Origin of the sequence: Stenotrophomonas oahuensis (assembly GCF_031834595.1) — a bacterium.
Lineage (GTDB): Bacteria > Pseudomonadota > Gammaproteobacteria > Xanthomonadales > Xanthomonadaceae > Stenotrophomonas > Stenotrophomonas oahuensis.
On sequence record NZ_CP115541.1, the window covers coordinates 943,936 to 957,162 of the forward strand.

The following is a 13,227-nucleotide window of genomic DNA, read 5'->3' on the forward strand; positions in this document are numbered from 1 at the left end:
AGTGTACCGAAACGAAAAACGGCGGGGTTTCCCCCGCCGTCTTCTTTTGCGCGCTACCGGTGTTGTTACGGTGCCGGTGCAGGAGCCGCTGCCGGAGCCGGCGACGCCTTGTCCAGCATGTCCTGTACCGACGCGGTGGTGATCGGGTGGTAGCCCGGCTTGGCCTTCTCGAACGCGGCCTTGGCGAATGCCAGGCCTTCCGGCGTCTTCACCAGCTCGGCGTAGATCGGCAGGATCAGCTTGCGACGACCCACGCGTTCGATGAACGCGCCGGCAGCTTCATTGGCTTCGGCATAACCGCTGCGGATGGCCAGCGGGTACCAGCGCATGGCGATTTCACCGTTGGCGGTGCCGGTGAAGTGGTAGGCACGGTCCAGCGCCGCCAGCTGTTCAACCGGCAGGGTCTTGCCCATGCCGTCGATGAAGTGGACCCATTCCTGGGTGCCCCACTCGCTGGTGATCTGCGGGCTGGGCAGCTTCTTGCTGCCTTCCCAGCTGATGCGGGCGGTGTCGACGATGGTGAAGTTGCGCGAACGGGCCTTGGTGGCGAAGGCCGGAATGCCCGGCTCGTCCAGCCATGCCTTCAGCTCGGCATCGGTCACCGCGCCGGGCTTCTTCGACAGCAGGTTCTTCTTCAGGTACTCGACGAACTGGTCGGTGTTGGCACTCTGGAAGGCGTGGTCATCGAACCAGCTGCGCAGGAACGGATCGAACACTTCGCGGCCGAAGCGCTGTTCCAGGAACTGCAGGAACCACGAGCCCTTGACGTAGGCAACGTTGCTCAGCGCCTCGTCCGGGTCACGCTCGGTCAGCGGCGGCAGGGCCAGGGCCTGGTCGGCCGGGCTCATGTCCTTGACCTCGGCCAGCAGGTCGTTCTGGTCGATCTCCCGCTCCATCTCGGCCATTTCCTGGCCGTACAGCGCCTCGGTGATGCGGCCCTGCACGTAGGTGGTGAAGCCTTCGTTGAGCCAGATGTCCTTCCAGCTGGAGTTGGTCACCAGGTTGCCCGACCAGCTGTGCGCCAGTTCATGGGCGACCAGCGAGACCAGCGACTTGTCGCCGACGATCACGGTCGGGGTGGCGAAGGTCAGGCGCGGGTTTTCCATGCCGCCGAACGGGAACGACGGCGGCAGCACCAGCATGTCGTAGCGACCCCAGCGGTATTCGCCGTACAGCTTCTCTGCGGCACCGATCATCTTCTCGGTGTCTTCGAATTCCTTGGCGGCCTTGCCGACCATGGTCGGTTCAGCCCACACGCCGGAACGGCCGGAGATCGGCTCGAACACCAGGTCGCCCGCGGCGATGGCCAGCAGGTACGACGGGATCGGCTGCGGCATCTTGAAGGTGTAGTCACCGTCACGCGCGGCCTTGGGATCGTTGTCGGCGCTCATCAGCACCATCACGTCCGGACGCGAGGTCACGTGCGCGCTGTAGGTGAAGCGCACGCTCGGGGTGTCCTGCAGCGGCACCCAGGAGCGGGCGTGGATGGCCTGCGACTGGCTGAACATGAAGGGCAGCTGCTTGCCCTCGGTCATCGACGGCTCCAGCCACTGCAGGCCCGAGGCGGTCGGGGCGGTGTGGTAGGTGATCGCGACCTTGGCCGGCTGCTCCGGGGTTTCGATGGTCAGCTTGCTGCCGAACACTTTGTCGGCGGCCGCCAGCGCGAACTGCAAAGGTGCGGTCTTGCCATCGGCACCGACGGCCTCGACCTTTTCAATGGTCAGCTCGCGGGTGTCCAGCACCAGCTGCTTGGCGGCCTTGTCCTTCCAGTCCAACGTATAGGTGGCGGTGCCACCGATCTGCTTGTTGTCGAAGTCCAGCTTCAGGTCCAGCGCCAGGTCCTTGATGACGACCTTGTCCGGCTGGGCGTACGAGCTTTCGTCATGGTTGCGGTTTTCAGCTTTCACGGCGTTGGCAGCGGCAGGTTGGGCGGCGGGCGCAGCGGTGGGCGCGGCCGGCTCTTTCGAGCAACCGGCGGCCAGGGCAACGGCCAGAGGAATCAACAGGAACGGGGATCGCATGAATCGGGACCGGTCTGGGTGAAACCGCCAGTTTACCCCTGTCGCAAGCTGAATACGGAAAGCCACACCGGCTACCGTAGTGCCGGGTCTTGCCCGGCACGACCTTTCACGCAGCGGGGCAAGCCCCGCTCTACGGCGGTTACACCTTGTAACCGGAGTGGATCGAGACGATGCCCCCGGTCAGGTTCTTGTAATGGCAGCGGGCAAAGCCGGCCTCGCCCATCATGGTCTTGAGCTGTTCCTGCGGCGGGTGCTTGCGGATGCTCTCGGCCAGGTACTGGTAGCTGTCGGCGTCGCGCGCGAACAGCTGGCCCAGCTTGGGCAGGATCTTGAACGAGTGGAAGTCGTAGATCGGCTTGAACCAGTCGGCGGTGACTTCCGAGAACTCCAGCACCCGCGCCTGGCCGCCCACCTTCAGCACACGGTATATCTCGCGCAGGCCGGCGTCCTTGTCAGTGACGTTGCGCAGGCCGAAGGCAATGGTGACCAGGTCGAAACTGTTGTCCGGGAACGGCAGCGCCTCAGCGTTGCACTGCACGTACTGCAGGCCCGACACCAGGCCGCGGTTGGTCAGGCGGTCGCGGCCGACCGAGAGCATGCCGGCATTGATGTCGCCCAGCACCACTTCGCCTTCGTCCCCTACCCGTTCCTTGATCAGCGCGGCGATATCGCCGGTGCCGCCAGCCAGGTCGAGCACGCGGTCGCCGGGCTTCACATGCGCGGTCGCCACGTAGTAGCGCTTCCACGCCCGGTGGATGCCCATGCTCATCAGGTCGTTCATCAGGTCGTAGTTGCGCGCGACCGAGGTGAACACTTCGCCCACCAGCTTCTGCTTGTCCTTGGCGGCAACGTCGCGGAAGCCGAAATGGGTGGTGCCAGTCTTGTAGGGGGATTCGCTCATGCCCCGATTATCGCACTGCCGGGGCATTCGCGGCACCCGGGGCAGCCAACCCGGGCGGTGCCGCCTATCATGGCGGTCACTTTGGACAGGAATTGCCATGATCACCACGCCTGACTACGCCGCCCTGCTGCAGACCGCCATCGCCGAAGCCCGCCAGGGCCTGGCTGAAGGCGGCATTCCGATCGGCGCGGCGCTGTACCACAACGACGGCCGCCTGCTCGGCTGCGGCCACAACCGCCGCGTCCAGGAAGGCGATCCGTCGGTGCACGGCGAAACCGACGCCTTCCGCAAGGCCGGCCGCCAGCGTGGCTACCGCAATACCATCATGGTCACCACGCTGGCCCCGTGCTGGTACTGCAGCGGGCTGGTGCGCCAGTTCAACATCGGCACCGTGGTGGTCGGCGAGTCGGTCACCTTCCGCGGCGGCATCGACTGGCTGCGTGAGAACGGTGTGCAGGTGATCGACCTGCAGAACCAGGAATGCATCGACCTGCTCGGCGGATTCATCTCCGCGCATCCGGAAGTGTGGGACGAAGACATCGGCGAGTAAGCGTCGGCGTGCAGCTTGCGACATCTTGTCGCAGCCGAAAGCACGCAGTCATGAATCCTTCAGAGACGCGTAGTACCGCCGAACCGCTGGGAAACAAGGGCATTCCGCGTTGACGTCGCTGTGCAGACGGCGTCAACGCGATGTCGCCACGCGCGCTGCACATCGCCGTTACGTTGCATGCACTGATCGTTACGCATGCTTGGCACGCGCCCCTCTCCCTTTGCCGAATCGACGCGACCATGCCCTCAGCACCGTTTTCCGTTCCTGCCGTGATCAATGTGGATGCCGAAGTGAACTACTGGCGGCAGCGTCATGCCGACGGTCTCATGGGAGAAAGATCGTTCGGCCAGTACATCACGTGGATCAAATTCGCCTGCGACTCGCTGATCTCGCATCCGCGGCACAGCGACAGAGAGCGTATGGAGGCCTTCCAGACGTTCTACGCACTGCAGATCATGCCGCGCCTTACCGAGGCTGAGGCGAGCGCTTTTGTGGACCAGGTCTGGGACCACGTGTACATGAGCAGCCGTAGTGATCGCGCCGAACGTCCGCGACTGGTGGCCGCCAGCGTCTGAACGCGGCTGCACGGGTCCTACACATTGCGCTGCTGAAGATGCCCGCCATTCTGGCCAGTGGTGCGAGCGATGAATCTGCGTGATCTGTTCAACACGGTGGCGAAGAGGGCCGCGCGGGCAACCGGGCGGCCGTGGACGTTTCTGGCCGCCGTTGCCATCGTGGTGATCTGGGGCGTGACCGGTCCCGTATTCCAGTTCAACGACACCTGGCAGCTGGTCATCAATACCGGCACCACCATCATTACCTTTTTGATGGTGTTCCTCATCCAGCACACCCAGAACGCGGATGCCGCAGCCGTGCAGATCAAGCTGGATGAGCTGATCCGCGCGGTGGCTGAGGCCAACAATGAGCTGCTGGATCTGGAAGAGCTGGATGAGGACCGGCTGGAGCAGATCCGTCGCGAGTATGAGCAGATGGCGCAGGCGGCGCGCACGGCGCTGGAGAAGAAACGGACCTGACACCGGTAGTGACACGCCATGCGTGTCATCGCGGTGCCGGGTTCACCGAGGACACGCATGGCGTGTCCCTACACCCCTCGCTCATGCCAACCACCGCCCAGCACCTTGTACAGCGCCACCTGGTTGGACTGCTGTGCCAGCTGCGTGCTGACCAGCGACTGCCGCGCGCTGTACGCGGTACGACGCGCATCCAGCAGTGTCAGGAAGCTGTCCAACCCTGCGTCATAACGGGCCTGCGACAGGGTCTGCGCCTGCTCGGCCGCCGTCACCAGTGCCTGCTGCGCCTCCAACTGGTCATCCAGACTGTCATTGAGGGCCAGCGCGTCGGCCGCTTCGCGGAAGCCAGACTGGATCGCCTTCTCATACTGGGCCAGCGCGATATCGCGATTGGCATTGGCCACACCCAGACCTGCGCGCAGCTTGCCGCCCTGGAAGATCGGGATGCTGATCTGCGGCATGAAGCTCCACACCCGGGTACCGCTGTCGAACAGGCCGGACAGCTCGTCCGACGCCGACCCGATGCTCCCGGTCAGGCGGATGGACGGGAAGAACGCCGCACGCGCCGCACCGATGTTGGCATTGGCCGCCAGCAGCAGGTGCTCGGCCGACATCACGTCGGGGCGGCGCAGCAGCACCTCGCCCGGAACGCCGGCCGGAATGGCGCGTACAGCGGCCACGTCGAGCACCGCGCCGTCAGGCAAGGCACTGTCATCGACCGGCCCACCGGCCAACAGGGTCAGCGCGTTGCGGTCCTGCGCCACCTGCCCCTGGTAACGGGCCACATCGGTTCGTGCGGTTTCAACCAGCGTCCGGGTCTGGCTGAGTTCCAGCGCCGACGCACCTCCCAGTTGGTGGCGCGCCTCGGTCAGACGCAGCGAGTCCTGGTGCGCGGCCAGGGTGTCCTGGGCGATGCGCAGCTGCTCGCGGTCCGCGCCCAGGGTCAGCCAGGCATTGGCCACTTCGGCCACCAGCGACAGCTGCGCGCTGCGGCGATTGGCGGCTTCAGCGAAATACTGCTGCAGGGCCGCCTCACTCAGATTGCGCACGCGACCGAACAGGTCCAGCTCGAATTCGGCCACGCCCAGGTTGGCCGTGAACTGCTCGGCTACCGGTGCGTCGCCACCGGTGCGGGTCATCTGCCCCTGTGCGGCAATGGCCGGCACGCGGTCAGCACGCTGGATGCGGTACTGGGCGCGGGCCTTTTCAACGTTGAGCACGGCCACGCGCAGGTCACGGTTGTTGTCCAGCGCCTGGTCGATGACGGTCTGCAGGCGTGCGTCGACGAAGTAGTCGCGCCAGCCGATGGCGTCGACCTCGACCGCCGGGGCGGTGGATGCGGTCGCCGGCCACTGCGACGGGATCGCCGGGGCGACCTCGGTGCTGCGTGGCTGCAACATGCTGCAGCCGGAGGCGAGCAGAACAGCAAGAAGTGAAGTAGAAAGCATTGAAGACTTCATTGTGCTTTTCCATCCCGAAAAGGGCACGTAGCCCGTCTGGAGAAGAGCCCCCTTCATGTTGAAGGGGGCGCGCCGAAGGCGGGGGATTAGGTGGAATGCGTGGTCAACCGGCGCGCAGACGCCGGTTGAAGAGCTTCTGCACGACTACGAAGAACAAGGGAATGAAGAACACACCGAGCAGCGTGCCCACCACCATGCCACCCAGCACACCGGTACCGATCGCACGCTGTGCGCCGGAACCCGCACCCGAGGCAATCGCCAACGGCAGCACGCCCAGGCCGAACGCCAGCGAGGTCATGATGATCGGGCGCAGACGGTCGCGAACTGCATGCATGGTGGCCTCGATCAGGCCGACGCCCTTCTCCAGGTTCTCCTTGGCGAACTCCACGATCAGGATCGCGTTCTTGCTGGTCAGGCCCACCGTGGTCAGCATCGCCACCTGGAAGTAGATGTCGCGCTCCATGCCGCGGAAGGTGTTGGCCAGCACCGCGCCGAGAATGCCCAGCGGAGCCACCAGCAGCACCGAGGTTGGCACGCTCCAGCTTTCATACAGCGCAGCAAGACACAGGAACACAATCAGCAGCGACAAGGTGTACAGCAGCGGGGTCTGCGAACCGGCCTGGCGTTCCTGGTAGGACAGCGCGGTCCACTCGATCTCGAAGCCCGGCGGCAGGTCCTTGGCGATGCGCTCGATCTCGTTCATCGCATCGCCCGAGGCCACGCCGGACGCGGGCTCGCCCTGGATTTCCATCGCCGACACACCGTTGTAGCGTTCCAGACGCGGCGAACCGTAATCCCAGCGCTTGGAGGCGAAGGCACTGAACGGCACCATCTCACCGGCAGTGTTCTTCACCGACCAGACGTTGAAGTCGTCCGGGTTCATACGGAAATCGGCATCGGACTGCACATACACGCGCTTGACCCGGCCACGGTCGATGAAGTCATCGATGTAGCTGCTGCCCCATGCGGTGGCCAGGGTGTTGTTGATCGAGCTGATCGACAGCCCCAGTGCATTGGCCTTCTCGACGTCCACGTCGATGCGCAGCTGCGGCGTATCTTCCTGGCCGTTCGGACGCACGTTGGCCAGCAGCTTGCTCTGGCCGGCGGCCCCGAGCAGCTGGTTACGCGCGTTCAACAACGCCTCGTGACCCTGCCCGCTGTTGTCCTTCAGGAAGAAGGTGTAACCCGAACCGATACCCAGCTCCGGCATCGCCGGCGGCGGGAAGGCGAAGATGAAGGCGTCCTTGATCCCGCCCAGTGCGGCCATGGCACGGCCGGTGATCGGACCCACACCCTGGTCGGCGTCACGGTCCTTCCAGTCCTTGAGCTTGACGAAGGCCATGCCGGCGTTCTGACCCATACCGGCAAAACTGAAGCCCTGCACCGCGAAGATCGACTCGACGGCTTCGGTTTCATTCTTCAGGAAGTGATCTTCCAGCTTGCTCATCGCCTCCAGCGTGCGTTCCTGGGTGGCACCGACCGGGGTCTGTACCAGCGCCATCAGGATGCCCTGGTCTTCATTGGGCAGGAACGAACTGGGCAGACGGGCAAACAGCACGCCCATCACCAGCGCCAGTGCGGCGAACACGGCCATGAAGCGGCCCGGACGCGCAATGATGCCCTTGACGCCGCGCTGGTAGGTTTCGCTGGAGCGGTCGAAGCCACGGTTGAAACCATTGAAGAAGCGACCGGCCCAGCCCTTGTGCGCGACGTGATGTTCGCCCTTCTTCAGCGGCTTGAGCATGGTGGCGCACAGCGCCGGAGTCAGCACGATGGCGACCAGCACCGACAGCGCCATGGCTGACACAATCGTGGCCGAGAACTGCCGGTAGATCACGCCGGTGGAGCCGGTCATGAAGGCCATCGGCACGAACACCGCCGACAGCACCAGGCCGATACCGACCAGCGCGCCGGTGATCTGGCTCATCGACTTGCGGGTGGCCTCCAGCGGCGACAGCCCCTCTTCGGACATGATGCGCTCGACGTTCTCCACCACCACGATGGCATCGTCGACCAGCAGGCCGATTGCCAGCACCATGGCGAACATGGTCAGCATGTTGATCGAGAAGCCCAGCGCGGCCAGCACACCGAAGGTACCCAACAGCACCACCGGCACTGCGATGGTCGGAATCAGGGTGGCGCGGAAGTTCTGCAGGAACAGATACATCACCACGAACACCAGCACGATCGCTTCGATCAGGGTCTTGATCACGCCCTTGATCGAGACCTGCACGAACGGGGTGGTGTCATACGGCACCACGGTTTCCAGCCCGGCCGGGAAGTTCGCCTTCATGTCGTCCAGCGCCGCCCGCACGCCATTGGCGGTATCCAGCGCATTCGCGCCGGTGGCCAGGGTGATCGCGATACCAGTGGACGGCTTGCCGTTGTAACGGGTGACGAAGTCGTAGCTTTCCGCACCCAGCTCGACCCGGGCGACGTCGCCCAGGCGCAGTTCGCTGCCGTCGGTGCCCCCGCGGACCAGGATGTTGCGGAACTGTTCCGGGGTCTGCAGGCGGTCCTGTGCGTTGATGGTGGCGTTGAGCTGCTGGCCCTTCACCGACGGTGCACCGCCCAGCTGGCCGATGGCCACCTGTGCGTTCTGTGCGGTGATCGCGGCGGTGACTTCATCCACCGACAGCTTGTAGGTGTGCAGCTTGTTCGGGTCCAGCCAGATGCGCATGGCGTACTTGCCACCGAACACCTGGATGTTGCCCACGCCCGGCACGCGGCTGAGCGTATCGACGATGTTGGAGCCCACGTAGTCGGCGATGTCATTGGCGTCCATGCTGCCGTCGTTGGACACGAAGCCGATCACCTGCAGGAAGCCGCTGCTCGACTTGGCCACGTTGATGCCCTGCCGCTGGACTTCCTGCGGCAGCAGCGGCATGGCCAGCTGCAGCTTGTTCTGCACCTGCACCTGGGCGATATCCGGGTCGGTGCCGGCCTCGAAGGTCAGGGTGATGGTGGCCATGCCATTGGCCGAACTGTTGGACGAGAAGTAGATCAGGCCATCGATGCCCTTCATGTTCTGCTCGATGATCTGGGTCACCGAGTCTTCCACCACCTTGGCCGACGCACCCGGGTAGGTGGCGCTGATCTCGACGGCAGGGGGTGCCACTTCCGGGTACATCGACACGGGCAGCTTCACCACCGCCAGCGCACCGGCCAGCATGATGATGATCGCGATCACCCACGCGAAGATGGGTCGATCAATGAAAAAACGAGCCATGGAATTCTCCGCTTACTGCTTGCCGGCGGCGGCAGCTGCCGGCGCAGCCGGAGCTGCGCCCTTCTCGGTGGCCTGCACGGGCATGCCCGGCTGGATCTTCTGCAGGCCTTCGACGATGACCTTGTCGCCTGGCTGCAGGCCGTCTTCGACCAGCCACTTGTCGGCCAGTGCACGGCTGACCTTGACCGGGCGGACTTCCACCTTGTTGTCCTTGCCGACCACCATGGCGGTGGTGTCGCCCTTGGCATCGCGGGCAATGCCCTGCATCGGCACCAGCAGCGCGTTTTCACGCACGCCACTGCCGACCACGGCACGCACGTACATGCCCGGCATCAGCACCTGGTCGGGGTTGTCGACCTTCACCCGCAGCGCGTAGCTGCCGGTGCTGGGATCAACGCTGACTTCGGAGAACTCCAGCGTGCCCTTGTGCGAGAACTCGCTGCCGTCTTCGAGCAGGATGGTCACCGGCAGGGTCTGGTTGTCCTTGAGGCGACCGGCGGCCAGCTCACGGCGCAGTTCCAGCAGTTCGGCGGCGGACTGGGTCAGGTCGACGTAGATCGGATCGAGCTGCTGCACAGTGGCCAGCGCGTCAGCCTGACCGGCGCTGACCAGCGCGCCCTGGGTGACACTGGACTTGCCGATGCGGCCGGCGATCGGCGCGGTGATCCGGGCATAGCCGAGGGTGACATTGGCGGCGTCCAGCGAGGCCTTGGCAGCACCGACGTCAGCGTCGGCCTGCTTCTGCGCGGCGACGGCGTTTTCCAGGTCCTGCTGGCTGACCGCATCGACCTTGGCCAGCTCGGTGATGCGCTTGGCGCTCAGGCGCGCGGCGTTGGCGGTGGCCTCGGCACGGACCAACTGGGCGCGGGCGCTGTTGGCCTGGGCGCGGTAGCTGGCGTCATCGATCTGGTACAGGGGCTGGCCGGCCGTGACCAGGCCGCCTTCGGTGAACAGGCGCTTGGCCACGATACCGCTGACCTGGGGGCGCACTTCGGCGACCAGGAAGGCGTTGGTGCGGCCGGGCAGTTCGCGGGTCAGGCCGACCTGCTCGCTCTTGAGGGTGGCAACGGTGACCTGGCCGGGGCCGCCCTGCTGGCCTTCCTGCTCACCGCCGCCACAGGCGGACAGACTCAGGGCGACCGCCAGGGACAGCGCGACGTAACGATAACGGGTGGATGACATGGTGGGGGCTCGCAGCAATCAGAAAAGGAAGGGGCCGGTCTGGGCTCGACGTGCCAGGGCGCGTCAGAACGACAGCTGGACCGCAAAAGGTTCGAATCACCCGCCGGGCCCGCTCTCGTGAAAACGGGCAGACCTCACCGAGGATCAGTGGGGCGTAAATATACATACATGCATGTTTGTTTGTAAACGGGTACAATTCAGGCCGGTTTCATCCAGCACGTGCACAGAGCGCAATGGCCAGAAAAACCAAAGAAGAGGCCATGGCCACCCGCGAGGGCATCCTCGACGCGGCCCAGGCCTGTTTCCATGAGTTCGGGGTTGCCGGCACCAGCCTGGCGATGATCGGCGAGCGTGCGGGTTACACCCGGGGCGCGGTGTACTGGCACTTCAAGAACAAGACCGAAGTGCTGACGGCGATGATCGACCGCGAGCGCATTCCGTTCATCGAGCGTCTGCGCCGCACGGCGTCCTCCAAGCGCACGACGCCGGTACTGGACCTGCGCTCGGCGCTGCTGGTGTCGTTCCAGGAGATTTCCGAAGACGAGCGCCTGCGCAACATGCTGGAAATCATGCTGCGCAACGATCTTTCGGTGGAAAGCCAGGCCATGCAGGAGATGCAGCGGGAGATGTCGCGCGAGGAGCTGGCGATCATCGGCGCGGCGATGCAGCGCGCGCGCGACCTGGGACAGTTGCGTCCGAACGCGGACGTGGACACGGTGGCGCGCATCATCAGCACCAGCCTGACCGGCGTACTGTACAGCGCGATGCTGGAACCAGAGCTGTTCGACCTGCAGCGCGATGGTGCCGAAACACTCGATGCGATCTTCAGCGCCTTCGTGCTGCCGGGCGTGTTCGTACCGGGCTCGCCGCCGGAAGCCTTGCCGACTGAGGACGAGGCGTAACACCCTCTTCTCCTGCTGCTGGTTGCGATTGCAATCACTGCGCGTCGCCGGGCTTTGCCCGGCTGCTGTTGGTTTTGGGCGAACAGCCGGTGGTTCATGGTATCTCTGGTCTGGCGGTTCGGGATGGGCGTTCCGGGGGACGGCGCAAGTACGTCCATGTAGCCTCGATCGCCGCATCCATGCGGCTCACGCCCCCTCCAGCCCACCCCGAACCGCCATCGACAGTGCGTCGGTGGCCATCGAAGATCAAAACCCGTTCGCGGTCCCGGTGGGACCGGTCGACAGACGATCGCCGTGATATTCCCAACATCCGGGAACGCATAGTCCCAAATCGACATCGCCGTTGATCTGGCATTTCCCATTGGCCACCGACCAACTGTCTGGGGCGTGCCGGGGTGGGTTTGCGGGACCGTCAAAAACATGGATGTTTTTGACGAGCCTCCAAGGATGGATTCACGGCGTGTCCCGCAAACCCACCCCGGCACGCCCAAACACGGAAACCAGTGACCCCCGGCTGTTCGCCAAAATGCATGAAGCCGGGCATAGCCCGGCTCCACGCAACAAGCGCAATTGCAGCTGTCAGTTACAGGATGTACCGGCTCAGGTCCGGGTCCTTGACCAGCTCGCCCAGGTGCTTGTCCACGTAGGCGGCATCGATGGCGATGGTTTCGCCGTCGCGGTCCGGAGCCTCGTAGCTCAGCGAATCCAGCAGGCGCTCGAGTACCGTGTGTAAACGGCGGGCACCGATGTTTTCCTGGCGCTCGTTGACCTGGAAGGCAATCTCGGCCAGACGATCGACCGCATCGGTAGTGAAGTTCACCGACACGCCTTCAGTCTGCAGCAGTGCTTCGTACTGCTTGGTCAGTGCCGCCTTCGGCTCGGTCAGGATGCGGACGAAATCCTGCTTGCTCAGTGCACCCAGCTCCACCCGGATCGGGAAACGACCCTGCAGTTCCGGAATCAGGTCGCTCGGCTTGGCCAGGTGGAACGCGCCCGAGGCAATGAACAGGATATGGTCGGTCTTGATCGTGCCGTACTTGGTCGATACGTTCGAACCCTCCACCAGCGGCAGCAGATCGCGCTGCACGCCTTCGCGCGAGACATCGCCGCCACCGACGTTGTCGCCGCGCTTGGCCACCTTGTCGATTTCGTCGATGAACACGATACCGTGCTGCTCGCACGCTTCAATCGCGGCGGTACGGATGTCGTCTTCATTGACCAGCTTGCCGGCCTCTTCTTCCACCAGCAGCGGGCGCGCGGCCTTGATCGTCAGCGTGCGCTTCTGTGCCTTGCCACCGCCCAGGTTGGAGAACATCTGGCGCAGCTGCTGGCCCATTTCCTCCATGCCCGGCGGGGTCATGATGTCCATGCTCACGTTCGCGGCCAGGTCCAGCTCGATCTCGCGCTCGTCCAGCTCGCCATTGCGCAGCATGCGGCGGAACTTGATGCGGGTCTCGTTGTCCTGCGACGACGGCTCGTTACGTGCGGCTTCCGGATCGAAGCCGATGCCACCGCTGCGGCGTGGCAGCAGCGCGTCCAGGATGCGGTCTTCGGCGCGCTCTTCAGCCTGGGTACGCACGCGGACCTTGGCCTGCTCGCGGTACAGCTTGACCGCGGTGTCGGCGAGGTCTCGGATGATCTGCTCGACGTCCTTGCCCACGTAGCCCACTTCGGTGAAGCGGGTGGCTTCCACTTTTACAAACGGCGCGTTGGCCAGCGTAGCCAGACGACGTGCGATCTCGGTCTTGCCGACGCCGGTGGGGCCGATCATCAGGATGTTCTTCGGCATCACTTCATTGCGCAGCGCATCCGCGAGCTGCATGCGCCGCCAGCGGTTGCGCAGCGCGATCGCGACCGCACGCTTGGCGTCGTGCTGGCCGACGATGTGACGATCCAGTTCCTGCACGATTTCGCGCGGGGTCATGGTCGACGAGGAGGAATCATGGGAATG

The 13,227-nt window shown here is 64.6% G+C and carries 10 protein-coding genes; 4 read left to right on the forward strand and 6 right to left on the reverse strand.

Annotation, left to right across the window (positions count from 1 at the left end; translation table 11 throughout):
* Positions 1-65: 65 nt before the first annotated feature.
* Together PDM29_RS04135 and ubiE are read right to left on the reverse strand one after the other, a co-directional pair.
* On the reverse strand, positions 66-2,021 hold the full coding sequence (locus PDM29_RS04135; RefSeq protein ID WP_311192624.1) for a M1 family metallopeptidase: 1,956 nt from the start codon (positions 2,019-2,021) through the stop codon (positions 66-68).
* A 139-nt stretch (positions 2,022-2,160) separates the two neighbouring features.
* A complete protein-coding gene (ubiE, locus tag PDM29_RS04140; protein ID WP_311192625.1) occupies positions 2,161-2,922 on the reverse strand; it encodes a bifunctional demethylmenaquinone methyltransferase/2-methoxy-6-polyprenyl-1,4-benzoquinol methylase UbiE in 762 nt (253 codons plus the stop codon).
* 97 nt (positions 2,923-3,019) lie between these two features.
* On the opposite strand from ubiE, the gene PDM29_RS04145 reads away from it, so the two are divergent.
* The 3 genes from PDM29_RS04145 (at position 3,020) to PDM29_RS04155 (ending at position 4,506) form a co-directional block, all read left to right on the forward strand.
* On the forward strand, positions 3,020-3,472 hold the full coding sequence (locus tag PDM29_RS04145; protein WP_311192626.1) for a nucleoside deaminase: 453 nt from the start codon (positions 3,020-3,022) through the stop codon (positions 3,470-3,472).
* Between the two features lie 140 nt (positions 3,473-3,612).
* Complete coding sequence (locus PDM29_RS04150) at positions 3,613-4,047, forward strand: hypothetical protein (RefSeq protein WP_311192627.1); 435 nt, start codon at positions 3,613-3,615, stop codon at positions 4,045-4,047.
* 69 nt (positions 4,048-4,116) lie between these two features.
* Positions 4,117-4,506, forward strand: a complete 390-nt coding sequence (locus PDM29_RS04155; protein ID WP_311192628.1) for a low affinity iron permease family protein — start codon at positions 4,117-4,119, stop codon at positions 4,504-4,506.
* 68 nt (positions 4,507-4,574) lie between these two features.
* Here PDM29_RS04155 and PDM29_RS04160 read toward each other — a convergent pair whose 3' ends face one another.
* From PDM29_RS04160 to smeD, 3 genes are all read right to left on the reverse strand, one after another.
* Positions 4,575-5,963, reverse strand: a complete 1,389-nt coding sequence (locus tag PDM29_RS04160; RefSeq protein WP_311192629.1) for an efflux transporter outer membrane subunit — start codon at positions 5,961-5,963, stop codon at positions 4,575-4,577.
* A 103-nt stretch (positions 5,964-6,066) separates the two neighbouring features.
* Positions 6,067-9,192, reverse strand: coding sequence for a multidrug efflux RND transporter permease subunit SmeE (gene smeE / locus PDM29_RS04165; RefSeq protein WP_311192630.1), 3,126 nt, complete (start codon positions 9,190-9,192; stop codon positions 6,067-6,069).
* A 12-nt stretch (positions 9,193-9,204) separates the two neighbouring features.
* Entirely contained in the window at positions 9,205-10,374 is a 1,170-nt protein-coding gene (gene smeD / locus PDM29_RS04170) for a multidrug efflux RND transporter periplasmic adaptor subunit SmeD (RefSeq protein WP_311192631.1), read from the reverse strand.
* Between the two features lie 233 nt (positions 10,375-10,607).
* Here smeD and PDM29_RS04175 point away from each other — a divergent pair, with 233 nt between their 5' ends.
* On the forward strand, positions 10,608-11,276 hold the full coding sequence (locus tag PDM29_RS04175) for a TetR family transcriptional regulator (protein WP_311192632.1): 669 nt from the start codon (positions 10,608-10,610) through the stop codon (positions 11,274-11,276).
* 583 nt (positions 11,277-11,859) lie between these two features.
* Here the strand turns inward: PDM29_RS04175 and hslU are convergent.
* Positions 11,860-13,200, reverse strand: coding sequence for an ATP-dependent protease ATPase subunit HslU (hslU, locus tag PDM29_RS04180; RefSeq protein WP_425508743.1), 1,341 nt, complete (start codon positions 13,198-13,200; stop codon positions 11,860-11,862).
* Positions 13,201-13,227: the final 27 nt, after the last annotated feature.

Bases quoted from the DNA above. Each gene is read 5' to 3' on its own strand.
- PDM29_RS04135 (WP_311192624.1), bottom strand. From the start codon at position 2,021: ATGCGATCCCCGTTCCTGTTGATTCCTCTGGCCGTTGCCCTGGCCGCC.
- ubiE (WP_311192625.1), bottom strand. From the start codon at position 2,922: ATGAGCGAATCCCCCTACAAGACTGGCACCACCCATTTCGGCTTCCGC.
- PDM29_RS04145 (WP_311192626.1), top strand. From the start codon at position 3,020: ATGATCACCACGCCTGACTACGCCGCCCTGCTGCAGACCGCCATCGCC.
- PDM29_RS04150 (WP_311192627.1), top strand. From the start codon at position 3,613: ATGTCGCCACGCGCGCTGCACATCGCCGTTACGTTGCATGCACTGATC.
- PDM29_RS04155 (WP_311192628.1), top strand. From the start codon at position 4,117: ATGAATCTGCGTGATCTGTTCAACACGGTGGCGAAGAGGGCCGCGCGG.
- PDM29_RS04160 (WP_311192629.1), bottom strand. From the start codon at position 5,963: ATGAAGTCTTCAATGCTTTCTACTTCACTTCTTGCTGTTCTGCTCGCC.
- smeE (WP_311192630.1), bottom strand. From the start codon at position 9,192: ATGGCTCGTTTTTTCATTGATCGACCCATCTTCGCGTGGGTGATCGCG.
- smeD (WP_311192631.1), bottom strand. From the start codon at position 10,374: ATGTCATCCACCCGTTATCGTTACGTCGCGCTGTCCCTGGCGGTCGCC.
- PDM29_RS04175 (WP_311192632.1), top strand. From the start codon at position 10,608: ATGGCCAGAAAAACCAAAGAAGAGGCCATGGCCACCCGCGAGGGCATC.
- hslU (WP_425508743.1), bottom strand. From the start codon at position 13,200: ATGACCCCGCGCGAAATCGTGCAGGAACTGGATCGTCACATCGTCGGC.